Raw genomic sequence first — 25,730 nt, forward strand, 5'->3', positions numbered from 1 at the left:
GTTATCACATGAAGACGAATTTTCTGGGCGGTGTTCTCGCCAGTTCAACCCTGATCGCCAGCATGGCGCAGGCCGAAGAAACGATCTCGGCGGTACACGCGTTTCCTGAGACACTGATCTACACCAAGAGCTTTCTAACCTTCGTGGATAAGGTCAACGATGTGGGCACGGGCGTGATCCAGATCGATGTGCGCGGTGGTCCGGAGGCGATCGGCATGTTCCAGCAGCCTGATGCCGTGCGTGACGGGATCGTGGATATGGTCTACACACCGGGTTCCTTTTATGGCGGTGCGCTGCCGGAAAAAGACGCGATGGTGGCGTCGAACCTTACGGCGGTGGAGACACGCGCCAATGGCGGCACCGAGTTGATTGACCAGATCCATCAGGAAAAGATGGGCCTGAAATACCTCGGCTGGTTTGACAGCGGCGTGTGTTACAATCTCTGGACGCGGGATGCGCCCAGTTTTGATGCCGACGGCAACCTTGAAGTCGAAGGGCTCAAGCTGCGCGGCAACAACGTCTACAACGCATTCTTTAACAACTATCTGGGTGCGCAGGTGATCGACCTGCCCACCGGCGAGGTTTACTCGGCCCTGCAGCGCGGTGTTGTGGATGCAACCGGCTGGACCCAGATCGGGCTCATTGATCTGAAATGGAACGAGTTCTTGAATTATCGGATCGAGCCGTGCTTTTTCTCGACTGATCTCGGGGTCATCGTGAACCTTGAAAAGTGGAATTCCCTGTCCGACGAGGCGAAAAAGATCCTGCAGGACGTGGCGACCCAGCATGAAAAAGACAGCGTGGCGGCCCTGCGGATCAAGCGGGACGAGGATTTTGCCGCACTGGAGGCCGCAGGCATGCAGGTTGTGTCGCTGGAGGGTGAGGCCAAGGCAAACTACCTTGCCGCCGCACGTGAAAAAACCTGGGAGCGTATGCAGAGCGTGATGGCAGAGCAACCCGGCGGCACCGGCAACTACGACCGCCTGTTGGAGCTGTTCTACGACCTCGATGCCGCCAAGTAAGCAGTTTGCGGGCCCGTTCTGAGGCGGGTCCGCATGTTCTCTCAATGAAAGACCCAAGGCGATGATCTCCAAGGCGTATTCTGCCCTTGTCTATTCTTTGGCGGTCATTGCGGGCGTCACATTGGTGTGGCTGATGATCTCGGTCATTGCCTCAGTGCTGATGCGCAACGCGGGTCTGCAACCCTTTGCCTGGCTTTTCACCTCGGCTGAATACGGGCTTCTTTACATGACCATGCTCGGGGCACCTTGGCTGGTGCGCGAAAAGGGGCATGTGCACATCGAATTGGTCACCGCGGCCCTGCCCGACGGGTTGCGCCGCATTGTCAGCAGGACTGTCGCGGTTGCTTGTGTGGTGGTTTGCCTGATTTTGGCATGGAAAGGGGCAGAGCTGTTTCTGACCAATATCGAACGCGGCGATTTCGATACCCGCGCCTATTACGTTCCGCGCTGGATGCTCACCATCGCCTTTCCAATCAGCTTTGGCCTGATGGCCGTCGAATTTGCGCGTTTCGTGTTCGGGACCGACCTGATGCACACGGGCGAAGCGGGGATACACGAGTAATGGAGTGGTTTGAGGCGCTCGCGCTGCTGCTGGGCGCGATCCTGTTTCTGATGGCCATGGGGATGCCGGTAGCCCTGGCGTTCCTTGCGGCCAATATCCTCGGCGCCTGGGTGTTCATGGGCGGGGAACGTGGTGTGACCCAGCTTTTGAACAACGGGTTTGGATCGCTCACGAAATATGCCCTTGTCCCAATCCCACTGTTTCTGCTGATGGGCGAGATTTTCTTTCATACCGGTCTTGGTGGGCGGATGTTCAATGCGATTGACAAGCTCTTGGGGCGGCTACCGGGCCGGTTGAGCTATGTCACGGTGCTGGGCGGGACCGCCTTTTCCACACTTTCGGGATCGTCCATGGGCTCGACCGCCCTGCTGGGGTCGCTGATGGTGCCGGAAATGAGCCGCAGGGGTTACAAATCGCATATGAGCATTGGCCCGATCCTGGGCACTGGCGGGCTGGCGATCATCATCCCACCCTCGGCCCTTGCGGTTTTGCTGGCCACCCTGGCGCAGATCGACGTGGCGGCTTTGCTGATTGCGGGTGTCATTCCGGGGCTGATCCTTGCGTTTTTCTACATCGCGACGATTTGGCTTCAGACGAAGATCGATCCGACAGCAGCACCCGCCTATGACGTTGTGCCAATGGGGTTCGGACAGAAGCTGGCCTTGCTGCTGCGCGAGGTCGTGCCGATGGTCGGCGTCATGGTGGTGATCATCGTGCTGATGATCCGCGGCTTTGTCACCCCGTCCGAGGCCGCCGCCTTCGGCGCACTTGGTGTGCTGATCCTGGCCGCCGTGTTTCGGTGCCTGACGTGGGAGGCGATGCAAAAATCCGTCGTCGGCGCGCTGCGGGTGACGCTGATGGCCTATCTGATCGTCTTTGGATCCGCGACCTTCAGTCAGCTGCTGGCGTTTTCGGGCGCATCACGCGGATTGGTGAATTGGGCCACGTCTTTTGAACTGGCGCCCCTTGCCATGTTGATGGTGATGTTTGCCGTTTTGCTTCTGCTGGGCATGTTCATGGAGCAGATCTCGATGATGCTGCTGACCGTGCCGATCTTCTTTCCACTGGCCCAGACCCTGGGTTTCGATCCGGTCTGGTTCGGGTTGATCATGCTGTTGGCGCTTGAGATCAGCTTTACGACACCACCCTTCGGGCTCTTGCTCTTTGTCATGAAAGGGGTGGCACCCAAAGGCACGACGATGCGCGTCATTTATACGTCGGCCTTCCCGTTCATCGGATGTTCGCTGCTATTGGTCGCGCTTTTGATCGCCTTTCCGCAAATCGCTTTGTGGCTGCCGTCGTTGTAGTCAGGTTGTGGAAGATCACGGCGAGAGGGTGTAGGCGAGGGGTCGCCCCCGACGCTCTCCCTCATTACCTTTGAAACAACCTCACGTTTCGGGATGGTTGCTGTAGTTGATCGTCAGAGGCACGTTCCCGAACTCTCCCGTTTCGGCGTATTGTGCGTGGAACGTCTGATCTTTCTGCTCTGTTCCAAACATCTGGAAGAACCAATTCTCATTGAGCGTACCGGGATCTTCGACCGATAGGTTTTCCAGCGTGACATAGTCACCCCCGTCTTTCAGGATGACACCAGCCCAGTGAAAATTCCAGGGCTGGCGCACTGTCGCTGTCGATGCGTCTCTCGCACCTGCCGCGATGGCACCCGAGGCGGCGACGATGTCAGGCGGTACGTGATCGATGCTCGCGTCTGCCTTGGCGGTGGCTGTCTGGCCCATGTCGATCGCGCCGGACTTATAGAGCGCCAGGAAATCTTCGCGCGAGAGGCGTGAAACGATTGCCTCCAGCGCGGTATCGCCGCGCAACTCGTCCAGAATAGTGCCGGAGACCGACAAGCCCTCCAAGACGGCCGCGTTGGCGTTCAGCTTGGCGAGCATATGCGTTTTTGCCAGTTTCTCCCTTTGTGCATCCCCGGCGTCCCCGAGTTTTCGCCACATCTGATCGAAGCTATCGTCAGCGGTAATGTGGAGAGCATCCACGTCCTGCTGTCCAATGCGCGCCACCAGATCATCGTAGGTGGCACGGTTCTTGAAGGCGTCTTTCGCCATGAAACCCGACACGATGGTGAGTGCTTCGCCAACCTCCGGTGTCGCGAATTCGTTGCTGCCTGAAAACTTGCTGAACAGATCGCGCCGCCACGGGTCGGCGTAAATCGCGGCATAGGCCGCCCACTGCTTGAAGGGTTTGCCCGAGATCGGGCCGCCGCCATCTGGCACTGCGGTATTGAGCGCATCCCCAATCACTTCACCCATGCCATGCACGGCGGCTTTCACCTTTGGCAAAGCATCGCCAAGAACCGCATAAGCGCCCCGATTGGCAGCGTCGCCGCGTACATTGACACCGCGTCGCACTTCCCGCTTCGATGTGGGCTCAATCGTTTCTGCGCCTTTGGAATTGCGCCGCACCGGTTTTTCAGTATCGACACCTTCGGTCTGGGTCGATCCCATCACCGCCTGGGCGGTGCGGTGACAGTCCGCGAAGCTCTTGAAGCCGCCTTCCTCGTTTGCCACCGATGCCGCGTCCATAAAACTCCTGTCATCAATGCGCGCGTTCCAGTTCAGCTTGATCATCGGCAAGGTATCACCGCTGTCATCCGTGGCATATTCGCGGCTGCTATCTGCGGCAAGGCGGACATAGGAGGCGGTACCCTCCAGCTTTGAGTTCGCTTCGGCGATCAGGCTTTCGTCGGCAAAGACGGTCTTGGGGCCGGTCCGCACGATCTTTTTGCCGCCAGACATGCGCTTGTCGGGATCGCCTTTGATCGTCGTATAGCGCTGCACCACAGCAGCGCCGTCTGCGGCGCGTTGCAAAGCTTGCAGTTGTGTCACAGCTGCACTTGTAGCGGCGGATTGTTGAAAGCCTCGCAAAGCACCATCTGATGTTTCGCGACGGGCTGATGCAGTATTGGTAGCGGTTTGAGCCACAGGCGTCGCACCGGGCGCTTTGGCACACTTCATGGCTCATTCCCCTAGTCACGCCATGAAACGCGATAACCGAGGGTCAGTCAACCTTAGGTGGTATGCTGATATCCGAATGAGTGATCCTACCGCTGAGGGCTCTCGGCGAGATTTCTTCTTGTTAGCCTGAAGCTTTCCGGCTGTTGCTCGACCGTCGCCTCCGGGCTAGGCCTCGCTATTTCTGCGCAGGAAAACCATCGCAAAAACCACCGCTGCGAGCGACAGGCCTGCGATGACCAAAACGGAATGGCTGAAATCCGACTGCGCCAGCCATGCGACAGTAACGACGCCGCCCAGCCTTGCGAAGGTGATGTCCAGGCTGGCAGAGATGACACTGAGGCCCGGCGGCGCGAATTTCAGAACCAACTGCGTGGACGGCGCGTTGCTGCAGGCAAACCCAGCCCCGATCAAAATCGCGGAGATCATGAGCCAGATCGCGTCGCTGGAGAGATATGCCGTCAAAAAGCTGGCCGCGATCAGAACAGGTGCCGCCAACACGATGCTGCGAATGTGGGAGCCATCGACCCAGTTCCGAAGCAGAGTGCCGACGATTGAGAAACTCATCCATATGGTCGCAAGAACGACGCCAATCGTTTCGACAGTGTAGTTTGTCTCCGCAAGTAAGAGCGGCAACCGGAACAGATAGAACGTGATCGCCCCGTAGGTGCAAAAGATGTAGCCGAAGACCAGCCACAGAACGCGTGCCTTCGTCAGCAGGAACAGATTTGGCGTCGTGCGTGGGGCAGCTTCGGTTTGTGCGGCGCCATTCCCGGCGGAGAGCAACAGCACGGCACCGGAGAGCACCACAAAGAACACAAAAACGGATTGCCATCCGACGAAGGCGACCACCTGACCTGCTGCAAATGGGGCGAACGCAGCCACATAGCCTGTCACGCTGCCCCAGATGATCAGAATTTTCCCGGGCCGCAGGGGCAGGGCTTTTGTAAGCAGCAGCGGCACCAACGGAGAGAAGACACCGCCGCCAAAGCCTTGCAAAACGCGCCCGGCAATCAACGCCTCAAAGCTTGCCGAGGATGCGACAATGGCCGCACCCAACGCAAACATCAGAACGCCGATGCCAAAGATCCGTTTGGCGCCGAAGGCATCACCGATCCAGCCGCCGGCGATGACACCCACGGCCACAGCAATGCCATAGGCATTGAAAACCCAAGCCATGCTTCCAAGGCTCAGGTCATAGTGCGATTGAATCGCAGGAAGAATGAGAGGAACCAGCGTAAGTTCCATGACGAAGGCGATGCTGGCGGCGATTGGACCTGCAATTGCCCTGAACAGGGACATGGTCACAACCGCCACCGAAATAACTTATTCAACTCAACAACTCACTGTCATGGTTCCAAGATACGCTCTATCGATTCCTGACATTCTTTCATGCGACCATATCAATAGTATTCGTCCTCAATCTGCGTGCAGGGATCTGACGTTCACGCGAAAGCGCTTTTGGCGGGGTTTCGAGGAAGTGAACGATGTCGTCTGTGTTCATCCAAACAAGCGAATCCTCTTCTGTGATCTCGTTGTCTGGCCCGTACCAGGCGCCTGGCTCACACCGGGTGTACCCATAACGACTGGGAATGCCCTTGAACGCAAGCGGTTCCGGCACCAGGCCGAAAACATAATCCGGCACCCACATCTTCAGCGCCATTTCGAAAACGACGCGTGACAGCAGTGCCGTGAAGCCTTGTTTTCTGTGCCCGCCTTCGCCACCGCTCAGCCAGAACTCGCCGTGATAGCAAACCTTCCCGGTGATTTGGTCCAGGGAAGGCGGTCGCGAGTAAAAGGTTCTGTCAGGATCAGGCGTTGAATTGGGCGTGATGTATTTGTGGCGATGCATATTGATGTGTTCGCCCAAAGCCACGCCGGACAAGTCCAGCAGCCTGATCGCCTGCGTGTGGATCAATTGGTTGTTGTCGTTGAAACCACACACCCAGAAGGCGTTGGAGACATCGACATAGGAACAGGCGACATCGAACATCGGGTAGAGCGGTGAACGATCCGTCTGGGAGTTCCGTAATCTTCGGTATGCCGCAAAATCATCTCCAATCTCTAAGCGCATCCCCGCAGCTTCAAGTTCCTTGGTTATGTTCGCGACGTTAACAATCATTGTGTAGAGGTTGAGTGCCGACATTTGCTTTCCTTTGTTTTGAATGACTACAGTCATAAAAGGAAAAATATCATCGAAATACCATTTTAGGGCATACGTCTTTGTAGCAACGGTAAAATTCAGGGTTCAAAGTCCATAACAAGGTCGTTCGGGACGAATAAAACGTCCTTCTCGGGGAGCGCGTCGATTTCAACCTGATTCGTCATCAACACGAGAACTGCGAGCCCCGGGGCGCCATCCGGGAAGGCGCAGCCCATCAACAAGCGCTGAAAACTGATCGGAATAGGGTCTGGATTACTTTCACGCGGCAGATAGGCAAAGAGATGATCGAGACGCACGCCACCTTCGCCGTGGATCCGGGCATAGGCGCCTGAAATGAAGTCATTGTAGTCGTCCCCGGCGTTGTCTGCTTCTGAGAGTTTTCCGATCGCGCTCTTTGACCAGGTCCACCCGAACCATTTCGCATATGCCGATTTCACACCGATTTCGACGCAGATCCAACCACTCGGGTTCTTTCTGTAGATCACCAGATATGGCCGGACGTCGGCCATTGCGGGATCTTCGATTTGCGTATGCGCCTTCCCCCAGGCGGAGAGGGTCCGTTTCATGATTGGAAGGCCGTCTTCGGCGATTTTGCTAATGGGATGCTGTTGCGAAAAAAACTCTCTTTCGCTGGCGTCCAGATAGTGAGCTATTTCCAACCAGTTCGAGCTTCGGCGGGTCAATCTGGACTGACCGGACCAGGCTTTGATCTGCCGCAGGATGATCTCGGCATCGGCCAGCAGTGCATTCCCAAAGGGGGTCAGGGAGTATTCGCGGTTCTGGACCGAGAAAAGCGGCTGGCCTTTGATCCCCTCCAGCTCATTGATGTGGCGACGCACCGTCTGCCTGGCAACGCCCAATTCCTCACAGGTTTTCGTTAAATTCAAATTTTTGCCTAAGGTCACAAATGCGCGGAGCATCGCCACGGTGACTTCGGCATTTCCTTTGGTCTGATACAAACTATCGCTCTCCACGCGGATTTGCGTTTTGCCCAATGGATAACGCATTATGCCCATTGGGTTACTTTCTAACGTAAAGGTTTTGGCGCCGGGATTTTCGACGCGTCATATTAGGACAGTACACCTATAACTGGACAGTTGGGTTGTCGACTCTCCTAAAAGTATTCAGGCGAATTCTTTCGATGGCAAGCCGACATTGGCAGGGGATCATTGGCTTATTTGGGTCCGGAAGCTCTATTGTTTCCTCAGCGCGCGTCCGCGTGAAGCTTTCCAGCTTCCCGGTGCGCAGACAGGCGCCTTGCGCAGTTTGCTCTTGCCCCATCACCGCGCCTTGGTGGGTGCGATGGCCGGAAGCCCGCCCTTCCCAATTCAACCAAAACCGTCCCTTTTTGCCGATATGGGACATGCGCAATCGCGCTGACGGCCCATCCTTGACTTGTTGCCCGGCGCGCAATCTCTAAGATACCGAAAACGCGCCCCAATTGGTCTTTTGCGGCCTGACCAGGACGATTGATGTCACGACCGATGCTCAGCTTGGACGACTCCGACGGAATGGCCACTCTGCGCCTCTCCGGACGGCTGGTGACCGACAGTTTGGGCGTGGTTGAAGCGGATTTTGCCCGCGCATCGGTTCAGGCGAGAGTTTTGCACGTCGATCTCAGCAATCTGGAAGCCCTGGACACAGGTGGCGCTTGGCTGATCGCGGATCTGAAGGCGCGTCTGGAAAAACAGGGCGTGCAGGTGGAATTCACCGAAAAGGCCACCCCGCGGACCGATCTGATTGCGACGGTCGCCGCGGCGCTGCCGTCGGAGAAAGGGATCGAGGATCTGCCGCGCGGTATTCTCCCTTGGATCGCCGGGGTGGGGTTGAAGACGGCGGGCGTGGGCCAGTCGATCTTGTCTCTGCTCAGCTTTGTCGGCCAAACGCTTGCGTCACTTGCCACCACCGTGTTCCGTCCGCGGCGCTGGCGCACGGCGGCGCTGGTCAGCCAGATGGAGGAGACCGGCCTCAACGCCATCCCGATTGTGGTTCTGATGAGCTTCCTGATCGGGGTGGTCCTGTCATTCCAGGGGGCTTCGCAGCTGCGCCAGTTCGGGGCGGAGGTTTTCGTGGTCGACCTGATCGCCATCTCCATCCTGCGCGAATTGGGCATCCTGCTGACGGCCATCATCGTGGCCGGGCGGTCGGGCTCGGCTTTTACCGCGTCGATTGGGTCGATGAAGGTGCGCGAAGAGCTTGATGCCATGCGCACGCTTGGCCTTGACCCCATCGAAGTACTTGTGTTGCCGCGCGTGATCGCGCTTGTGATCGTGCTGCCGATCCTGGGCTTCATCGCCAATATCTCGGGCCTTCTGGGGGGCGCGTTGATGAGCTGGAGCCAGTTGAACGTCAGTCCGGGCATGTTCATCACCCGTCTGCAGGAAAACACCGATGTCTGGCATCTGGCCATCGGCATGATCAAGGCACCGGTCTTTGCAGCGATCATCGCTATCGTCGCCTGCTGGCAGGCAATGCAGGTGCGCGGTTCAGCCGACAGTGTGGGTCGCCACACCACGATCTCCGTCGTTCAATCCATTTTTCTGGTCATCGCGGCGGACGCTCTGTTTTCCATCTTCTTTGCGGAGATCGGGGTATGACGCGTCTGCAGGACGACAGCCGCGAGGCGGTGATCAGGGTGCGCGGCTTGCGCAACCAGTTCGGGCCGCAGGTGGTGCATGACCAGTTGGACCTTGATGTGTGGCGCGGCGAGGTCCTGGGGATTGTCGGTGGGTCCGGGACCGGAAAATCGGTTTTGCTGCGCACAATTGTCGGTCTGAACCGTCCCGCAGCAGGCTCGATCCATGTGCTTGGTGCAGATGTGCTGCATGGCAGTCGCGCGGAGCGGGCGCAGACCGAACGCCGTTGGGGGGTCGCGTTTCAGGATGGGGCGCTCTTCTCGTCGTTGACCGTGCTGCAAAACGTCATGGCGCCGATGCGGGAGCATCTGAACCTGTCCCATAGCCTGATGAAGGCGCTGGGCGAGCTGAAAATCAGTCTGGTCGGTCTCCCCCCTTTCAGCTGTGGCAAGTTGCCGTCGGAGTTATCGGGCGGCATGCGCAAGCGGGCGGCCTTGGCCCGCGCGCTCGCGATGGATCCCGAGATCGTGTTTCTGGACGAGCCAACCGCGGGGCTGGATCCGATTGGGGCCGCTGCCTACGATGACCTGATCGGCGAATTGAAGCGCTCGCTGGGCCTGACGGTGTTTATGGTGACCCATGACCTCGACAGTCTTTACGCGATCTGCGACAGAATTGCAGTGCTGGCGGAACAGCGGGTTTTGGTCGAAGGGCCGATTGAGGAGATGACGCAGGTGGACCACCCTTGGGTTCAGGAATACTTCACCGGCCCGCGCGCACGGGCCGCGCAGGAAAAGATGTAGAGGCGACAGCAGTTTATGGAGACCAAGGCCAACTACGTTCTGATCGGCGTCTTCACCCTGCTAGGGGTGCTGGGCGCGGTCGGGCTGTTGCTGTGGTTGGCCAAGATCGAAGTGGACCGGCAATACGCCTACTACGATATCCTGTTTCAAGACGTGGCCGGACTGGCCGCGGCGAGCGACGTACGCTACAGCGGTTTGCCGGTCGGTCAGGTGATCGAACTGATGCTCGACGAAGAGGACCCCTCCCGCGTTCGCGTGCGCATCGAAGTGGATGCCGACACACCGGTCAGTACGGAGACAGTCGCCAGATTGCAGGCCCAGGGTGTGACGGGCGTGAGCTATGTTGCATTGTCGGGCGGATCGATCATGGCACAGCCACTAACAGAAGATGCTGTCATCCGCTCCGAACGCTCGCCCTTGCAGTCGGTTTTCGAAGGGGCGCCTGAACTGCTTGAACGCGCGATTGCGTTGCTCGAAGACGTCAATGCTGTTTTTGACGCCGAAAACCGGGCGGCTGTCAGCACCATCCTCGATAATCTGGCGACATCATCGGGTCGATTGGACGGCGTGCTTGGCGACTTTGAAACCTTGTCCAGTGATTTGGGTTCGGCGGCGCGCGAGGTTGCCGCCTTCTCGGACCGGCTTGCGCTGCTGGGGGATACGGCGGAAACGACGCTGACGACTGCCACCGAGACGCTGGACAGCGCGGGGGAGGCGTTTGAGAGCGCCACCGATACGATTGCGACCATCGATACCTTCACGAAAGACCAGCTTACGCCGCTGGCCTCCGATCTGCGCACAACCGTGCAGACAGGGGAGCGGGTGATCGAGGGGCTTGGCGAAAACGTCGGCGCCGTGACGGAGCGGTTAGGTGTGCTGGCGGACGATGGGCAGGCGGCGCTGGCCTCCGCGACGCAGGCCTTTGAAAACGCGACCGAGACGCTGGCGTTGATCGACACGGCAATGCGGGATGCATCCGAAACGCTGAACTCGGCCGATCAGACGTTCTCTTCGGCAAATGCGCTGATCGAAGATGACTTTGGCACGATCATCAGCGATCTGCGCGGCGCGGCAACGGCCTTCACCACCGCCGTCGAAGGGGCCGCGACCAATATCGATGCCATTTCGGATGAGGTCCTCGCAGCATCGCAATCTGCGGCGAGTTTCACCGATACGCTGGACGAGGTGGTGACAGGGAATGAACGACAGGTGTCCGAGTTCCTGCGGCTGGGGCTACCTGAGTTCCTGCGCTTTACCGAGGAGGCGCGCAGCCTTGTCGTTAATCTGGAACGCCTTGTGAACAAGATCGAACGTGACCCCGCGCGGTTCCTCCTTGGCACCCAAAACTCCGAGTTTCGCCGATGATAACACATAGTATGAAATGGATGAGGGGGCTGCTGCTGTTGACGGCACTGGCGGGCTGCACGGGGCTGGCAAGCCTGACCGAGGTCGCGACGCCGACAGACCTCTACGTGCTCAGCCCCAAAAGCACGTTCAGCGCATCTTTGCCCCAGTTGCGCGATCAGATCGTGGTCAATCAGCCAACCGCGACGGCGGCGGTGGATACCGATCAGATCGCCGTGCAGCCCACGCCGCTGCAGGTTCAATATCTGCCCGGTGCGCGCTGGGTCGACCGGGCACCGCTGATTGTTCAGGCATTGTTGATCGAGAGCTTTGAGAACACGGGCAAGGTGCCCGCGGTCGGAAGCTCCACCATCGGGCTGCGTGCGGATTATCTGATCGTGACGGACATTCGCGAATTCCAGGCGATTGTGCCGGTTGGTGCCGAAGGGTCTGCGCTGCAGATTGATGTGCGCCTGAATATCAAGATCATCGATGCTTTCTCTGATCGCATCATCGGATCCCGGTCTTTCGAGGAAATTGTCCCCGCCACCTCCGATACGCCCGGCGACGTGACAGCAGCCTTCGACGAGGCGCTCGGCGACACCATGCGAGATGCGATTGAATGGAGCATCCGCGAAATCGCGCGCTATGCCGCCACATCGCCCCGCTAGTTTCGGATAGGAGCTTTGCGGGTTACAGGCCCTCGGCTTTCATTGCGTCTATTCATCTAAAGCGCGGCGTTTAAGCCTGTATCGGAGTTTTGTCGCCGATCCGGCGGTCGATGCCAAATTTCTTGGTGTACAATGCGGGCATTTCTACCAATCTTTGCAGCCATATGGCGATGCCAGGTGCAAACCTATCAGACGCCGCAACAGCAAACATCAGGGAGATAATAATGACCAAACATGGAATTTTGGCTACCTCGACACTTCTGACGCTGGCTCTTTGTCCCCCAATTTGGGCCGCGGACACACACCCGGTCACGGGAGAGCCGCTTGCCGAGGATCAGACCTTTCAATACCGGCTGCTGGATCAGTTCCCATCGATTGACCCGCAACTGATCGAGGAAACGGTTGGCGGCCACCTCGCGCGCCAGTTGTTCGAGGGGCTTTTGACTCAGAACGCGGACGGTACCTTGCGCCCCGGGGTCGCCGAGGAATGGTCGTCCGAGGATAATCAGACTTGGACCTTCAAGCTGCGCGAGGATGCGCGCTGGTCCAATGGCGACCCGGTGACGGCGCAGGATTTTGTCTTTGCCTGGCAGCGCGCCGCCGATCCGGCGACCGCATCTGAATACGCCTGGTATGTGGAGCTCAGCCAGATCACCAACGCAGCGGTCGTTATTGCCGGTGACGCAAGCCCGCAAGAGCTTGGGGTGCGCGCGGTAGATGATCTGACGCTTGAGGTCACGCTGGCCCAGCCGCTGCCTTACTTTCCGCAGATGGCTGTGCATTACACCTTCATGCCGACGCACCAACCGACGGTGGAGGCGCATGGTGCGGGCTGGACCAATCCCGCGAATATCGTCTCGAACGGGGCCTATAAGCTTGATGACATGGCGACGAACGAATTTGTGCGTCTGGTTCAGAACCCGGAATACTGGGGCGCTGAGGATGTGATCATCACCGAGATCACCGGCTTTGTGATCAACGATGCAAATCAGGCGTTGACCCGGTTTCAGGCGGGCGAGTTCGACATGATGGATGATCTGCCCGCGGGCAGCTATCCGCGCCTTGAGGCAGAGACGCCGGATGTGGCGCATTCTGTGCCCCGGCTATGCTCGTACTACTATACCGTCAATCAGTCCGAGAGCGGCCATGAGGCGCTGCAGGACCCGCGCGTGCGCACGGCGCTTAGCTATATGATCAACCGCGAGGTGATCACCGATCAGGTGCTCAAGGCAGGTCAGGCGCCAGCCTTCAGTTTCACCCATTGGGCAACGGCAGGTTTTGAGTTGCCGGCCATCGAATATGCCTTGTGGAGCCAGCAGGAGCGGATGGAAAAGGCCGTGGCGCTGATGGAAGAAGCGGGCTATGGCCCGGATAATCCCATTGAGCTGAACCTGATCTACAACACCTCGGAAAACCACAAGCAGATCGCGACCGTGATCAGCCAGATGTGGCGACCTTTGGGGGTCACGACGGTGCTGAACAACTACGAATGGCAATCCTACCTGGACATTCGGGGCAATCAGAATTTCGACATCGCACGCTCGGCCTGGTGTGGGGACTATAACGAGGCCTCGACTTTCCTCGACCTTCTGACCTCGAACAACGCCAACAATGACGGCAAATACGTCAGCGAAGAGGTCGACCGGCTGATGGCCGAAAGCGTCACCATGTCCGACCCGCAACCGGTCTATACGCAGGTCGAACAGATTCTTGCTGAGGATATGGCGATCCTGCCGATCTATCACTACACGCAGAACTTCGTGCTCGACCCGACCATTAACAACTGGCCGATGGAGAACGTGGAAAACAACTGGTACGTGCGGGACATTTACCGCGTCGCACCTGAGTGATGCTCATCGGAGCGGGTGACTTTACCCGCTCCAGAGCTACCTAATTTAGATGATTGTCTTCATAATCAAGCGCCTGCTGGTCGCGATCCCGGTTCTGTTGATCCTGATCGTCTGCACATTCGTGCTGATGTATGCAGCCCCTGGCAGCCCCTTCGCGACCGAGCGCGGCATCCCCCCGGCGGTCCTTGCAAATCTGCAGGCGCAATATGGGCTGGATCAACCCTTTCACATGCAGATCTGGCGCTACATCACCGGCGTCGTGACCGAATTCGATTTCGGCCCCTCCTTCATCTACCGCGATCAGGATGTGAATAGTCTCATCGCGCAGGGCTTTCCCGTGACGTTGACCTACGGGTTCTGGAGCTTTCTGGTCGCGGTGGTGGTGGGCGGCGCGCTCGGCATCCTCGCTGCGGTGCGCCACAACACCTGGCTTGATTATCTGGCGGTCGGCATCTCGATCGGGGCGCAGGTGCTGCCCAATTTCGTGCTGGCGCCCATTCTGGTGCTGACCTTCACGCTCTGGCTCGGTTGGCTGCCCGGCGGCGGTTGGCAGGGCGGCCAGTGGCAATTCGTGATCCTGCCCGTGATTGCACTCTCGACCAGCTTCATGGCCTCGATTGCGCGGATCTCGCGGGCCTCCATGCTCGAAGTGCTGACCTCGAACTACATCCGCACCGCCCGGGCCAAGGGGCTGCCGATGCGGCGTGTGATCTTCCGCCATGCACTGAAACCTGCGCTGCTGCCCGTGATCTCTTACCTCGGGCCCGCTTTCGTGGGTATGATCACCGGGTCGGTGGTCATCGATATCTATTTCTCTACCGGTGGCATCGGACAGTTCTTTGTCGCCTCGGCGCTCAACCGCGACTACGGCGTGATGATGGGCATTACCATCCTGCTGGGCGCGCTTACCATCTTCTTCAACCTTCTGGTCGATGTGCTCTATGCCTGGATCGACCCGAAAATCAGGTATTAGGCCGATGTTTGCGACCAAATCCATCGCTGATGATCTGGCGGGCGCGGCCCCGATCAAGGGTCGGTCGCTCTGGGCCGATGCGCGGCAACGCTTCTTTCGCAACCGGGCGGCGGTGGCCGGGCTGATCGTACTGATGCTGGTCACGGCCTTCGCGCTGATCGGTCCGTTTATCGCGCCCTGGAACAATGAAGACATCGACTGGAACGTGCTGGGCAACATCATTGAAGCTGGTCGGCCTTCGCTCGAAAGCGGCCATTGGTTCGGGACCGATCCCGTGGGTCGCGACCTCTTTGCCCGCACAGTGCAAGGCACCCAGATTTCCTTGCTGGTAGGCATCGTCGGCGCGCTGATCTCGGTGGTTGTGGGGACGCTCTACGGGGCAATCGCGGGGTATTTCGGCGGGCGCATCGACAATGTGATGATGCGGATCGTCGATGTGCTGATGTCGATCCCCTATATGTTCGTCCTGATCCTGCTGCTGGTGGTCTTTGGGCGTTCGTTGCTGATGCTTTTCATCGGCATCGGGCTGATCAGCTGGCTGGACATGGCCCGCATCGCACGGGGCCAGACGCTGACACTGAAGGGCAAGGCCTATATTGAAGCCGCGGTCGCCACGGGGGTGCGGCCGTTCACCATCATCCTGCGCCACATCATCCCAAACCTTCTGGGTGTGGTGATCGTCTATGCCACGCTGCTGGTGCCCTCGATGATCATCTATGAAAGCTTCATCAGCTTTCTCGGCCTCGGTGTGCAGGAACCGCTCACAAGCTGGGGCGCGCTGATCAACGATGGCGCCTCCGAGATGAACAACGGCACGCTCTGGATGCTGCTGGTGCCACTTTTCTTCTTCGTGATCACGCTCTTCGGCTTCTTCTTTGTCGGCGATGGGCTGCGTGACGCGCTCGACCCGAAGGATCGGTAATGACAAACTTTCCGAAGGACCGGTAACCCATGGCACTGCTCGACGTCACCGATCTCACCGTCAGTTTCGACACCCCCGATGGGGTCGTCAAAGCCGTGAACGGCATGAACCTCACGCTCAAACCCGGCGACAGTCTGGCCATCGTCGGCGAAAGTGGGTCGGGCAAGACCCAGCTGGCCTTTGCAATCCTGGGACTTCTGGCAAAGAACGGAATGGCTGCGGGCTCTGTGCGGTTTGACGGGCAGGAGATCCTGAACCTGCCAGAGGCCAAGCTGAACGCGATCCGCGCCAATGAGATCGCGATGATCTTTCAGGACCCGATGACCTCGCTCAATCCCTTTATGCGCGTTGGCGACCAAATGGCCGAGGTGCTGATGCTGCACAAGGGCACGTCAAAGCGCCAGGCGCTGGATGAAAGCGCGAAAATGCTCGATGCAGTGCGCATCCCCGACGCGCGCGCGCGGCTCAGGATGTACCCGCACGAGTTCTCCGGCGGGATGCGTCAGCGGATCATGGCCGCGATGGCGCTGCTTTGTCGTCCCAAACTCTTGATTGCGGACGAGCCGACCACGGCCCTCGACGTGACCGTGCAAAACCAGATCATGAACCTCATGGCTGAGATCCAGCGTGATTTCGGCACGGCGCTGATCCTGATCACGCATGATCTGGCGATTGTCGCAGGGTCCTGTCTTGAAACACTGGTCATGTATGGCGGGCGGGTGATGGAGATTGGCGCCACCGATGATGTGTTCGAAGCACCCTCCCATCCTTACACGTTGGGCCTGTTGAAAGCGGTGCCGCGCCTTGATGTGCCGCAGGACAAGCTGCAGACCATTCCGGGGGACCCACCCGATCTGACAGCGCTGCCGCCGGGATGCCCGTTCAGCCCCCGCTGCCCGGCCAGCCATGAACCCTGCCTGCAAGCCATGCCGTCGCTCGAAGGGTTCGGCACCGGGCGCATTCGGGCCTGTCATGCTGCACGGGAGGCCGTGGTGTGAGCGCGCCGCTGCTTGAGGTCCACGACGTCAGCGTCACATTCGATGTGGCCCGGCAGGGTAGTTGGCCTTGGACGCCGCCGCATGCATTGCAGGCCGTGAAGCAGGCTTCGATCATGCTGGAACCCGGCCAGACACTTGGCCTTGTGGGGGAAAGTGGTTCGGGCAAATCCACGCTGGCACGCGCGATTGTTGGCACCGTACCGATCAGCGCCGGAAAGGTGCTGTGGCGTGGCGAGGATGTGGTGGGCTTGAGTGCTGCCCACCAACGGGCGCGCGGACGGCATGTGCAGATGGTATTTCAGGATCCGCTGGACGCTCTGAACCCGCGGATGACCGTTGGCCAGATCGTCGCTGAGCCGCTGCTGACCCATTTCCCGGACCTCTCGAAGGAAGAGGTCCGCGCCAAGGTTGGTGGAATGATGGAACGGGTTGGCCTTCTGCCTGCGCTTATCAATCGATACCCGCATGAGTTCTCAGGCGGGCAATGCCAACGGATCGGGATTGCCCGCGCGCTGATCACCGGCCCTGAACTGCTGATCTGTGATGAGCCGGTCAGTGCGCTGGATGTTTCCGTACAGGCGCAGGTCGTGAATCTGCTGCAGGATCTGCAACGCGACATGGGGCTCGCGCTTTTGTTCATCGCGCATGATCTCAGCGTCGTGCGGCATATCTCGCACCGGATCGCGGTCATGTATCTGGGCCGGATTGTGGAGACCGCAGCGGCGCCTGAGTTGATTGCAAATCCGCGCCACCCCTACACCAAGGCGCTGATTGCCTCGGTGCCGATCCCCTCACCAAAAGCAGAACGACAACGCCACCGCCCGGTTCTGGAGGGTGAGCTGCCGTCGCCAATGGCGCCACCGTCCGGCTGTGTTTTTCGCACGCGTTGTCCCATCGCCCGCGCGAGCTGCGCAGAGGCGATGCCCGCGGTTGCAGTGCTCGAAAACGACCACTTTGTCGCATGCCCCTATCATTCCGAAGCGGAAACACCCTCATAAACGGACTATACGACGACAGATCGGGTGCAATACGCTGCTGAACAGCCTGCAACTCGGCTTTCTTTCGAAGCCGAAGTTCGTCGTTTTGCATCTGCTCCCTAGGGACGGATCGCCGTCCCTCCCTCAATCGTTCGCCGAGTTGGATATGTTGGAGCGAATTCATTTTCGTGCCCAGCTCGAATAAGGAACGGGCAGGCTTGTCGCCACTGACTAAACTGCGGGATACCGCATCAGTTCTACATTGGTTGATCAATCACGCAAGCAGGCTTTCCATCTTACCTAAAGACCGCCGAAAGCTGGCAGTGCGGGGTAACAAATGTCGACTGTGTTCACAGTCAGGGCAGTGCGATCACATTCGAAACAAAGCTAGCGCTGAATGCTCTCAAGATAGAAGAGTAGGCCAGCCAAAGCACGGGGGGTCGGGGTAAATACGCCGTCAATTTCCACCGGAACCAAATCTTCCGCCATTGCACCGCCAAATTGCGGCATCACGCGTGCAAGGTGGCCCTGTTGCGGATCGCCATAAATATAGCTGAGAGCCCGCGCTGCGGGAAAGACGCCACCATTTCGACGGCTCAGATCTGTCAAATCGGTTGGCACAGCCGACAAATCGTCTGCGTTCTGCCCATCGCCTTGTCCTGTTGCGCCATGACACGCGACACAGTTCTCGGCAAAGAAAGCGGCACCATCTGAAGCGTCCGGCATCGCTTCCTCCGTGCAAGAGAACAGTCCCATGAGTAGGGGAACAAGCAATACTTTTTTCCAATGGTTTGCGGGCACAACAACTCCTTCCTTTTTTGAGTTGTATTCATTTTCGTGAAAATGAGTTCGCTACCATTGACCCATGTCAAACCGCGCGTATCTCGCGCGGAATTTCCCTTATTGGATAAATGACACTCTCGAAATGGGTTTCGGGTTGCACGCAACCTCAAAGGAGGAGGGCGGAACGCCCCTCTTGCTCAGATGGATAGGTTTCAGGCTTTGTGAATATCTGCTGAGGTTGGTCCAGCTTCAAGTCTGCACCTTCTTCCAGTCGCCAATCCGCCCGCGTCTGAACTCCAGCCACACAGGCGCCTCGGAGCTGACGTTCAAGAAAGGGCCGGACTGCGGAAGATGAGCCTGACCCAATCTTACATGCCCAAACCTAGAAACACGTGTAACAGTAGGATCATCTATCTCCGATAAGGTTACGCAACCAAACACCTAGCTCGGAGGCGGTTCGGATTGTCTCAGGATGATCGTTGTAAATCACGCTGTTCGGCATACCCGCGTGCTGCGCATCCTCAGGATCCTGAACAATCGTTTGCCCTCCCATGTCATAAACAACCTGGGCCCCCCTCATGCCGTCTTTCATCGTTCCGGAAAGAACCACCGCGATGCCACGCCCCCCGTATTCCGCAGCAAGTGTCATGAACATCGCATCGATGGACGGACGAAAACCCGAGTCCCGGACCACATCGGACAGGTGAATCCTCTGGTTTTGAAACAAAGCATGTTTTGCTCCGGGAACCACATAGATCCACCCCTTTTTCAGGATGTCGCCGTCCATGGTCTTTCTGATTTTAAGGGAACTCTTGGACTTCAAAATCTCGGTAAGTTTCGAAGACGGTTCGCTGTGGACCCCAATGACAATTGGGGCGTCCAGATCCGCGGGCAGTTCGGCAATCAGTTCCTGAATAGCCTTCAGACCACCCGCAGAGGCACCGATTGCCACGACATAATTGAATGAAGTTTCTCGTTCGTCATCAGGTTGCGGGTGTTCCATGATCGTAGCATAGGGCTTCGGCGCGCATTCGCAATCATTCACGCGTTCGGAGTGATTCAAAGACTACCGGCTAGACAGAATTTGCCGTTGGATGTTGGCATAAAAGGACCTCTTGCCGCGGCGCTTTCCGTTCTACTTTTTACTGCTGATGACACGGGTTTCGACGTCATCATCATCCACGCCTTGCAAAGACAATCGTAAGGCAAAAATCTCAGAACGCTGGTGGATCGAAAATATCGAGGGGGAAATGCCATTTCCCCCTCGTATGGTCCTATGCCCTCAGCGGTTCAGGAATTCGAGGTCGAATTTGTCCACATACTCCGGAGCTGGATTGTCCTCGTGCAGCGCTTTGACGATGCCGTAGATCATCAGGAGCAAGATCACCGCAATGGGCAGACCGGCCACGATGGAGGCCGTCTGCAAGGCACTCAAACCTCCGGCCAGCATCAGCACAGCAGCCACAAGGCCCGCAGTCAGACCCCAGAAGATGCGAAACTTGACCGGCGGATGCTCATCCCCCATCGACAGCATCGTGCACATCACCAACGTCCCGGAATCCGATGACGTCACGAACCAGGAAATCAGCAGGATCGTGATCAGCACCGTGATCGGATAGGTCAGCCAGTCAAAGCCAAACCCCGCAACGGTGGCAAATACACCAGCGGCGTAGTCATTGTTCACCGCGTCCACAACACCGGCGTTGTTGAACAGATCCACACCGGTGGCCGCACCGCCAAAAACGCCCATCCATAGCATCACAACCGAGGTTGGAATGAGCAGCACGCAGAAGCAGAATTGCTTGATTGTGCGTCCCTTTGAGACACGGGCAATAAAGAGCCCGACAAAGGGGCACCAGGCAATCCACCAACCCCAGTAGAAGATCGTCCACCAGCCCTGCCATTGCACCTCGGGATCGCCGTTGATCCAGAAGCCCATCGGGATGACATTCCACAGATAGTCGCCAAAGCCGGAGATCGTGATCCCCAGCAGGAAGGCAGTTGGTCCGAGAATAATGAAGAGCACCAGCAGGCCAATTGATGCCATCACATTGCATTCCGACAAAATGCGCACGCCTTTGCCCACGCCGGAGGCTGCCGACGCGGTGCCGAGGCAGGTAATGATGGCGACGAGGATCAATTGGTTGGTTTGCGTGTTCGCCATCCAGCCAAGATTTTCCAATCCGGCGGCGATGGGCGTGACCCCCAGCCCCAGCGATGTGGCCAGACCAAAAATGGTGCCAAAGACGCCGATAAGGTCAACCAGATGACCCCAGGGGCCGTAGATCTTTTCCTTCAGCACCGGGTAGAGCGCTGTGCGCAGGGTGAGCGGCAGATCGCGACGGTATGAAAAGTAAGCCAGACAGAGGCCCACAAGCACATAAAGACCCCAGCCATGGAACCCCCAATGGAAATTGGTCACGGTGACGGCCTTGACCGCAGCGTCCACGCTGCCGGCTTCATATCCTGCGCGTTCCATGAAAGGGCTGCCCTGGATGTGGAACATTGGCTCCGCCACACCCCAGTAAATCAGGCCCGAGCCAAGCCCGGCTGAGAAGAGCATGCAGATCCATGAAAATGTCGAGAAATCCGGTGTGTCGTCATCCTTGCCCAATTTCACGTCGCCAAAGCGGCTGATCATCAGCCAGATGACGAAGAACAGCGCGGCATTCACCACGATCACGTAGAACCAGTCCATCGTGTTGATGATGAAGTCCTTGCCCAACAGGAACACCTCCGAGGAGCGTTCGACGTCCATGATCGTATAGCCGACAAAGCCGATGATCATGATCATCGACAAGATGCCCATGACCGGGTTCATCCCGGCAAACAGCCCGGACTTGGCAACAAGATTATCGGGTTTTTGTGTTGTTTGTTCACTCATTTTCTTACCTTTTTTCCTGTTGGTCCGCGCTTAGCGCACGGTTCCGGCCGCGCCCTGACGGGCCCCGGCGGATGTCCAGATCTTGAATGCTTCTTCGAGGCGGGCGTGATTGGCAGCCCACCATTCGGCATCCGACCGGATGAAAGCCTGGTCCTCATAGGCTGGGCCATTCGGGATCTGCGCCAGGGTCTCCGCGCTGAGCAGGTCAAGCGAAGAGTTGCGCGCCGGGCCGTTTGGCAGGTATCCGACCATGTCAGCCAGGGCTTGCGTGCTGCTGGCGTAGCGGATGAAATCTATCGCTTCCTGCTTGTAGCGGCTGCCCTTCGGGATGCCGAAGAGATCAAGCTCGATCACCCGCCCATCCATGTTCACCGAGAAGTCCGCGCCATCCTCCTGAGAGGCAGTGGCCCCCGTCGTCGCCCAGATCATCGACATTGCGACATCGCCGGCGTTGAGCATGCGGACGGGCTCGCGCCCCGCGCTCCAGAGCTGCAAACCCGACCGGATATTGTCCATCATGTCAAAGGCACGTTCGACACCCTCTTCGGTCTCCAGCATGGGGTAGACGTCTTCGCGCGCCACGCCATCCGCCATCAGAGCCCATTCCATGATGACCGATGGATCGTTTCGGATGGCCCGTGCCCCGGGATAGGTGTCGACGTCAAAGAAGTCCTGAATGGTGCTCGGCGGATTGTCCCCATAGGTCGAATTGCTATGCGCAAAAGCCGTGGCCCAGACGATCACACCCACGCCACATTCATTCAGCGCGCCGGGCACAAAATCCTCGCTCGCGGCTGTCCCATCCGCGCCCGTCGGCAGATCGATGTCCGAGAGATCTTCGAGCAAACCCTCGCGACAGGCGCGCAGGCTGTCGGCCTGGGTCAGGTCCACCACGTCCCAGATCACATTGGCGCTTTCGACCTGATCGCGGATTTCATTGATCCCGCCGTTGTAATGCGCGACGTGCACGCTGGTGTTGTTTTCCTGCTCATAGGGGCGCACAAAGCCCAGCATCTGGCTCCGCATGTAGGGGCCGGTCCAGGAGGTGAAGGTGATTTCTGGCGCAGGCGGTGCGACAAGTGTTTCTGCTCCTTGCGCTTCCTGAGCGCTGGTGATCCCCGGTTGAAATACAAGAAACAGCGCCGCGCATGCCGCTGGCCGCCATCGATAAGCACGCTTTCGACAGTTGAGCATAAATTACCTCCCTTTCAGGCTATTCTTTTACCGGGACGTAAGTGATCAATGTTGGTTACGTAGCGCGCACAGCAGTGCCGTTGACCGCAGATTTCAAATGCTGGTCAAAGGCTCGTTTTTCTCTGTGTTGCTTGATCGACATTTCACCGTCCCAACGCCACCATCCACCCAGAATGCATGAACAAGCAAGAAAATTTTGCTAAGCTAGGTGCGCCTGGGCCTGCGATGGTACCAATCGGCTAAGGGTGCTCAGGTCTTGATAGCCTGGGGGCCGCAACCCCACTTCAACAAAGAGAAATTGCCAACCTTCCAAGGCTGGCAGTTTACGCGAAGGGGATCGAAGCCGAATGGCTGAAACCCCGCAGCGGGTTCAGTTCGCGAGAGCCAGACCCGACCTATTTTGGGGTGGGTTCCTTCATCCACATTCTTAGAAAGGATAGAATACGCGGATTGAAACGGATTGATTGTATCAATGAGACGGACGTCCAAGTCTCGAACATCCATCACGTACCGCCTAGTTCCATCCAATAGATGAGTGTTTGGTTTGATTTCGGCGCCTTCTTCTTCAAGCTTGTCAGGGTCTTTTTTGCAGTCTCAATCGACCCTATCGCAGCGACCACGCGCTGCCGTGCTGCCTCCTGATCATCCTCTGGCAGATTGGAATAGCACAGTCGCACAACTTTCATTGTGCGAACAATTGTTGTTTTTCAGGGATCGCATCATCGTTGAACAAGGCCTGTTCAACAGTTGGCTTATCGGGATTGTAATTCGTATTCCTCGTACCCTTTCGGCGATGTCCGAGGGAATGCTCATTCGGATATGGTATACGCCGTTCAGCAATGTAGGGTTGGGTACTATCAGTCTCATCATGTACCGCCTTCATGTACCAGTGGTGGCAACGCTTCGCCCTTAAATACAGGGACAGTCCTAAAAACAAGGAGACAAACTGGTGCTGCTGGAGAGAATTGAACTCTCGACCTCTCCCTTACCAAGGGAGTGCTCTACCTCTGAGCTACAGCAGCGCCGATGCGGTGGCTGATTAGACCCAATCGGACATCTGCGCAAGCCTAATCTGGACCCTGCCTGCACCCTGCGGTAGACAAGCGCCATGGCGAAGAAAACAGACCCCAAAACGCCCAACGCAGTCGCGGACACGCGCGAAGACCGGCTCAAGGCTGCGTTGAAAGCGAACCTGGCGCGGCGCAAGGCGCAAACGCGCGCGCGGGCAGGCGTGAAAGGGGCGCAAACAGGCAACCCGGTAGCCACCGGATCAGAAAAGGACGCATAGGCGTATGGATTCCATTCTTGTTACAGGCGGCGGCCCGCTTTCCGGGCAAATCCCCATTGCGGGTGCCAAAAACGCCTGCCTGACGCTGATGCCAGCAACGCTGTTGTCTGAGGAACCGCTGACTTTAATCAATGCGCCGCGCCTCAGCGACATCCGCACGATGACCCAACTGCTGCAATCGCTGGGCGCTGAAGTCACATCTTTACAAGGCGGTCAGGTGATTGCCCTGTCCAGCCACGAAATCAATAACCACACAGCACACTATGACATTGTACGTAAAATGCGCGCGTCTATCCTGGTGCTGGGGCCGATGCTGGCGCGCGAAGGCCATGCTGTTGTGTCTCTGCCAGGCGGTTGCGCAATTGGTGCACGGCCTGTCGATCTGCACCTCAAAGCGCTTGAAGCGATGGGGGCGGAATTGGAGCTTAGAGACGGATATGTGCACGCCAAAGCGCCACGCGGATTGCAGGGCGGCACTGTCGATTTCGATTTCGCCTCCGTCGGGGCCACGGAAAACGCGTTGATGGCGGCCACGTTGGCCAAGGGCACAACTGTGCTCAACAACGCCGCGCGCGAACCCGAAATCGTGGACCTGGCGCGCTGCCTCCGGGCGATGGGCGCGCGCATCGCGGGTGAAGGAACGCCGATCATCACCATTGAAGGTGTCGACCGTCTGGGCGGTGCCACGCACACTGTTGTGACCGACCGGATCGAATTGGGCACCTATATGTTGGCGCCTGCGATTTGCGGTGGTGAGGTCGAGTTGTTGGAGGGGCGGATCAATCTGGTTGAGGCCTTCTGCGAAAAGCTGGACGCTGCAGGAATTGATGTGGCAGAGACGGAAAACGGATTGTCGGTTAAACGCCGCAACAGTGATATTCACGCGGTCGATGTGACCACAGAGCCCTTCCCGGGCTTTCCTACGGACCTGCAGGCGCAGATGATGGCGCTTTTGTGCATAGCAAGCGGCACGTCTGTGCTGGAAGAAAAGATCTTCGAAAACCGCTTCATGCATGCGCCGGAATTGATGCGGATGGGCGCGGATATCGAAGTGCATGGCGGGACCGCAACGGTCAGAGGTGTTGAGAAACTCAAAGGGGCGCCGGTCATGGCCACAGATTTGCGCGCCTCCGTCTCTCTGATCCTCGCAGGCTTGGCCGCAGAGGGCGAAACCCGTGTCGGCAGGGTGTACCATCTTGATCGTGGCTACGAGCATGTGGTGACAAAGCTCTCCGGCGTCGGCGCGAATATCGAACGGATTTCAGACACATGACAGACGCACGTTTTGAGGACAGCCGCGAGGCGCCGCTAAATCTCGGCGCGCTGGATGCCGAAGATCTCTCGGTGATCTCGGCGCTGGTGCAGGATTCCGTATTCCCGGCAAGTGAAATGCGCTGGGAGCGCGCTGCCAATCGTTTTGTGCTATTGATCAATCGGTTCCGGTGGGAGGAAGGACCCGCGCGTGTTGCTTCTCCGGAACGCGTCCAATCGCTTCTGGTCTTCGAAGGGGTCACCGCCGTTGCCAGCAACGGGATTGATCGCAAGGACACCGATACGGTACTGTCGATCCTCTCGACCAGTTTCGAGGAAACAGAAGCGCCAGCGGGGCATGTTCTGCTGACTCTGGCCGGTGATGGTGCCATTCGCCTCGCCGTGGAAGCCCTTGAGGTGACATTGAAAGATGTGACCAAGCCCTACCAGGCGCCCTCAAAGAAAACACCGCAGCATCCCGAATAGGCCATTCTTC

23 protein-coding genes and 1 tRNA gene are annotated in these 25,730 nt (G+C 58.1%); 15 read left to right on the forward strand and 9 right to left on the reverse strand.

The window, feature by feature from the left end:
• Nucleotides 1–8 precede the first annotated feature (8 nt).
• From dctP to Q1A20_RS06975, 3 genes are all read left to right on the forward strand, one after another.
• On the forward strand, nucleotides 9–1,022 hold the full coding sequence (gene dctP, locus Q1A20_RS06965; RefSeq protein ID WP_299402479.1) for a TRAP transporter substrate-binding protein DctP: 1,014 nt from the start codon (nucleotides 9–11) through the stop codon (nucleotides 1,020–1,022).
• 61 nt (nucleotides 1,023–1,083) lie between these two features.
• Complete coding sequence (locus Q1A20_RS06970; protein ID WP_299402481.1) at nucleotides 1,084–1,584, forward strand: TRAP transporter small permease; 501 nt, start codon at nucleotides 1,084–1,086, stop codon at nucleotides 1,582–1,584.
• Nucleotides 1,584–2,891 carry a TRAP transporter large permease gene (locus Q1A20_RS06975; protein WP_299402483.1) on the forward strand — a complete coding sequence of 436 codons (1,308 nt, stop codon included), beginning with the start codon at nucleotides 1,584–1,586 and terminating at the stop codon, nucleotides 2,889–2,891. Before Q1A20_RS06970 ends, Q1A20_RS06975 begins: the two co-directional genes overlap by 1 nt.
• A gap of 81 nt (nucleotides 2,892–2,972) precedes the next feature.
• Here the strand turns inward: Q1A20_RS06975 and Q1A20_RS06980 are convergent, their stop codons facing one another.
• The 4 genes from Q1A20_RS06980 to Q1A20_RS06995 form a co-directional block, all read right to left on the reverse strand.
• A complete protein-coding gene (locus Q1A20_RS06980; RefSeq protein WP_299402485.1) occupies nucleotides 2,973–4,430 on the reverse strand; it encodes a hypothetical protein in 1,458 nt (485 codons plus the stop codon).
• A 294-nt stretch (nucleotides 4,431–4,724) separates the two neighbouring features.
• Nucleotides 4,725–5,858, reverse strand: coding sequence for an MFS transporter (locus tag Q1A20_RS06985; protein ID WP_299402487.1), 1,134 nt, complete (start codon nucleotides 5,856–5,858; stop codon nucleotides 4,725–4,727).
• Nucleotides 5,859–5,946: 88 nt separating this feature from the next.
• Nucleotides 5,947–6,702 (reverse strand): hypothetical protein, encoded by a 756-nt coding sequence (locus Q1A20_RS06990; RefSeq protein ID WP_298975764.1) that lies wholly within the window; start codon nucleotides 6,700–6,702, stop codon nucleotides 5,947–5,949.
• Between the two features lie 95 nt (nucleotides 6,703–6,797).
• Nucleotides 6,798–7,736, reverse strand: coding sequence for a LysR family transcriptional regulator (locus tag Q1A20_RS06995; RefSeq protein ID WP_299916545.1), 939 nt, complete (start codon nucleotides 7,734–7,736; stop codon nucleotides 6,798–6,800).
• 456 nt (nucleotides 7,737–8,192) lie between these two features.
• Between Q1A20_RS06995 and Q1A20_RS07000 the strand changes: the two genes are divergently transcribed.
• The 9 genes from Q1A20_RS07000 (at nucleotide 8,193) to Q1A20_RS07040 (ending at nucleotide 17,855) form a co-directional block, all read left to right on the forward strand.
• Nucleotides 8,193–9,317, forward strand: a complete 1,125-nt coding sequence (locus Q1A20_RS07000) for an MlaE family lipid ABC transporter permease subunit (protein WP_299916547.1) — start codon at nucleotides 8,193–8,195, stop codon at nucleotides 9,315–9,317.
• A complete protein-coding gene (locus Q1A20_RS07005) occupies nucleotides 9,314–10,099 on the forward strand; it encodes an ABC transporter ATP-binding protein (protein ID WP_299916549.1) in 786 nt (261 codons plus the stop codon). Before Q1A20_RS07000 ends, Q1A20_RS07005 begins: the two co-directional genes overlap by 4 nt.
• Nucleotides 10,100–10,114: 15 nt before the next feature.
• Nucleotides 10,115–11,464: an MlaD family protein gene (locus Q1A20_RS07010; RefSeq protein WP_299916551.1), complete on the forward strand. Its 1,350-nt coding sequence runs from the start codon at nucleotides 10,115–10,117 to the stop codon at nucleotides 11,462–11,464.
• 11 nt (nucleotides 11,465–11,475) lie between these two features.
• Nucleotides 11,476–12,114, forward strand: a complete 639-nt coding sequence (locus Q1A20_RS07015) for an ABC-type transport auxiliary lipoprotein family protein (protein ID WP_299916553.1) — start codon at nucleotides 11,476–11,478, stop codon at nucleotides 12,112–12,114.
• A 224-nt stretch (nucleotides 12,115–12,338) separates the two neighbouring features.
• The gene (locus tag Q1A20_RS07020; RefSeq protein WP_299916555.1) at nucleotides 12,339–13,964 is read left to right on the forward strand and encodes a peptide ABC transporter substrate-binding protein; all 1,626 of its coding nucleotides are present in this window, start codon (nucleotides 12,339–12,341) and stop codon (nucleotides 13,962–13,964) included.
• A gap of 49 nt (nucleotides 13,965–14,013) precedes the next feature.
• Nucleotides 14,014–14,937, forward strand: a complete 924-nt coding sequence (gene oppB, locus Q1A20_RS07025) for an oligopeptide ABC transporter permease OppB (protein WP_299402497.1) — start codon at nucleotides 14,014–14,016, stop codon at nucleotides 14,935–14,937.
• Between the two features lie 4 nt (nucleotides 14,938–14,941).
• On the forward strand, nucleotides 14,942–15,859 hold the full coding sequence (locus Q1A20_RS07030; protein ID WP_298975785.1) for an ABC transporter permease subunit: 918 nt from the start codon (nucleotides 14,942–14,944) through the stop codon (nucleotides 15,857–15,859).
• 29 nt (nucleotides 15,860–15,888) lie between these two features.
• Entirely contained in the window at nucleotides 15,889–16,857 is a 969-nt protein-coding gene (locus tag Q1A20_RS07035; protein WP_299916557.1) for an oligopeptide/dipeptide ABC transporter ATP-binding protein, read from the forward strand.
• A complete protein-coding gene (locus Q1A20_RS07040; protein ID WP_299916559.1) occupies nucleotides 16,854–17,855 on the forward strand; it encodes an oligopeptide/dipeptide ABC transporter ATP-binding protein in 1,002 nt (333 codons plus the stop codon). The genes Q1A20_RS07035 and Q1A20_RS07040 overlap by 4 nt, the downstream gene beginning before the upstream one ends.
• A 366-nt stretch (nucleotides 17,856–18,221) precedes the next feature.
• On the opposite strand, the gene Q1A20_RS07045 is transcribed toward Q1A20_RS07040, so the two are convergent.
• The 5 genes from Q1A20_RS07045 to Q1A20_RS07065 all read right to left on the reverse strand — a co-directional run bounded on the left by Q1A20_RS07045 (nucleotide 18,222) and on the right by Q1A20_RS07065 (nucleotide 23,717).
• Nucleotides 18,222–18,560: a cytochrome c gene (locus Q1A20_RS07045; RefSeq protein WP_299402505.1), complete on the reverse strand. Its 339-nt coding sequence runs from the start codon at nucleotides 18,558–18,560 to the stop codon at nucleotides 18,222–18,224.
• A gap of 463 nt (nucleotides 18,561–19,023) precedes the next feature.
• The gene (locus tag Q1A20_RS07050) at nucleotides 19,024–19,620 is read right to left on the reverse strand and encodes a chemotaxis protein CheB (protein ID WP_299402507.1); all 597 of its coding nucleotides are present in this window, start codon (nucleotides 19,618–19,620) and stop codon (nucleotides 19,024–19,026) included.
• 279 nt (nucleotides 19,621–19,899) lie between these two features.
• Nucleotides 19,900–21,501, reverse strand: coding sequence for a BCCT family transporter (locus Q1A20_RS07055; protein ID WP_298975799.1), 1,602 nt, complete (start codon nucleotides 21,499–21,501; stop codon nucleotides 19,900–19,902).
• Nucleotides 21,502–21,531: 30 nt separating this feature from the next.
• Nucleotides 21,532–22,695 carry an extracellular solute-binding protein gene (locus Q1A20_RS07060; RefSeq protein ID WP_299402509.1) on the reverse strand — a complete coding sequence of 388 codons (1,164 nt, stop codon included), beginning with the start codon at nucleotides 22,693–22,695 and terminating at the stop codon, nucleotides 21,532–21,534.
• A gap of 947 nt (nucleotides 22,696–23,642) precedes the next feature.
• Nucleotides 23,643–23,717, reverse strand: a tRNA-Thr gene (locus Q1A20_RS07065).
• 86 nt (nucleotides 23,718–23,803) lie between these two features.
• On the opposite strand from Q1A20_RS07065, the gene Q1A20_RS07070 reads away from it, so the two are divergent.
• From Q1A20_RS07070 to Q1A20_RS07080, 3 genes are read left to right on the forward strand one after another with little or no spacing between them, the layout of a single operon-like run.
• Entirely contained in the window at nucleotides 23,804–23,983 is a 180-nt protein-coding gene (locus Q1A20_RS07070) for a hypothetical protein (RefSeq protein WP_299402511.1), read from the forward strand.
• A gap of 4 nt (nucleotides 23,984–23,987) precedes the next feature.
• On the forward strand, nucleotides 23,988–25,256 hold the full coding sequence (murA, locus tag Q1A20_RS07075; RefSeq protein ID WP_299402513.1) for a UDP-N-acetylglucosamine 1-carboxyvinyltransferase: 1,269 nt from the start codon (nucleotides 23,988–23,990) through the stop codon (nucleotides 25,254–25,256).
• Nucleotides 25,253–25,720: a DUF2948 family protein gene (locus Q1A20_RS07080; protein ID WP_299402515.1), complete on the forward strand. Its 468-nt coding sequence runs from the start codon at nucleotides 25,253–25,255 to the stop codon at nucleotides 25,718–25,720. Before murA ends, Q1A20_RS07080 begins: the two co-directional genes overlap by 4 nt.
• The last annotated feature ends 10 nt before the right edge of the window (nucleotides 25,721–25,730 follow it).

This window comes from uncultured Roseobacter sp., from assembly GCF_947501835.1.
GTDB lineage: Bacteria > Pseudomonadota > Alphaproteobacteria > Rhodobacterales > Rhodobacteraceae > Roseobacter.

Bases quoted from the DNA above. Each gene is read 5' to 3' on its own strand.
- Q1A20_RS06985 (WP_299402487.1), bottom strand. From the start codon at position 5,858: ATGTCCCTGTTCAGGGCAATTGCAGGTCCAATCGCCGCCAGCATCGCC.
- oppB (WP_299402497.1), top strand. From the start codon at position 14,014: ATGATTGTCTTCATAATCAAGCGCCTGCTGGTCGCGATCCCGGTTCTG.
- Q1A20_RS07070 (WP_299402511.1), top strand. From the start codon at position 23,804: ATGGCGAAGAAAACAGACCCCAAAACGCCCAACGCAGTCGCGGACACG.
- Q1A20_RS07055 (WP_298975799.1), bottom strand. From the start codon at position 21,501: ATGAGTGAACAAACAACACAAAAACCCGATAATCTTGTTGCCAAGTCC.
- Q1A20_RS07000 (WP_299916547.1), top strand. From the start codon at position 8,193: ATGTCACGACCGATGCTCAGCTTGGACGACTCCGACGGAATGGCCACT.
- Q1A20_RS07050 (WP_299402507.1), bottom strand. From the start codon at position 19,620: ATGGAACACCCGCAACCTGATGACGAACGAGAAACTTCATTCAATTAT.
- dctP (WP_299402479.1), top strand. From the start codon at position 9: ATGAAGACGAATTTTCTGGGCGGTGTTCTCGCCAGTTCAACCCTGATC.
- Q1A20_RS06970 (WP_299402481.1), top strand. From the start codon at position 1,084: ATGATCTCCAAGGCGTATTCTGCCCTTGTCTATTCTTTGGCGGTCATT.
- Q1A20_RS07030 (WP_298975785.1), top strand. From the start codon at position 14,942: ATGTTTGCGACCAAATCCATCGCTGATGATCTGGCGGGCGCGGCCCCG.
- murA (WP_299402513.1), top strand. From the start codon at position 23,988: ATGGATTCCATTCTTGTTACAGGCGGCGGCCCGCTTTCCGGGCAAATC.
- Q1A20_RS07045 (WP_299402505.1), bottom strand. From the start codon at position 18,560: ATGCCGGACGCTTCAGATGGTGCCGCTTTCTTTGCCGAGAACTGTGTC.
- Q1A20_RS06990 (WP_298975764.1), bottom strand. From the start codon at position 6,702: ATGTCGGCACTCAACCTCTACACAATGATTGTTAACGTCGCGAACATA.
- Q1A20_RS07080 (WP_299402515.1), top strand. From the start codon at position 25,253: ATGACAGACGCACGTTTTGAGGACAGCCGCGAGGCGCCGCTAAATCTC.
- Q1A20_RS06995 (WP_299916545.1), bottom strand. From the start codon at position 7,736: ATGGGCATAATGCGTTATCCATTGGGCAAAACGCAAATCCGCGTGGAG.
- Q1A20_RS07020 (WP_299916555.1), top strand. From the start codon at position 12,339: ATGACCAAACATGGAATTTTGGCTACCTCGACACTTCTGACGCTGGCT.
- Q1A20_RS06975 (WP_299402483.1), top strand. From the start codon at position 1,584: ATGGAGTGGTTTGAGGCGCTCGCGCTGCTGCTGGGCGCGATCCTGTTT.
- Q1A20_RS07060 (WP_299402509.1), bottom strand. From the start codon at position 22,695: ATGCTCAACTGTCGAAAGCGTGCTTATCGATGGCGGCCAGCGGCATGC.
- Q1A20_RS07035 (WP_299916557.1), top strand. From the start codon at position 15,889: ATGGCACTGCTCGACGTCACCGATCTCACCGTCAGTTTCGACACCCCC.
- Q1A20_RS07015 (WP_299916553.1), top strand. From the start codon at position 11,476: ATGAAATGGATGAGGGGGCTGCTGCTGTTGACGGCACTGGCGGGCTGC.
- Q1A20_RS07005 (WP_299916549.1), top strand. From the start codon at position 9,314: ATGACGCGTCTGCAGGACGACAGCCGCGAGGCGGTGATCAGGGTGCGC.
- Q1A20_RS07010 (WP_299916551.1), top strand. From the start codon at position 10,115: ATGGAGACCAAGGCCAACTACGTTCTGATCGGCGTCTTCACCCTGCTA.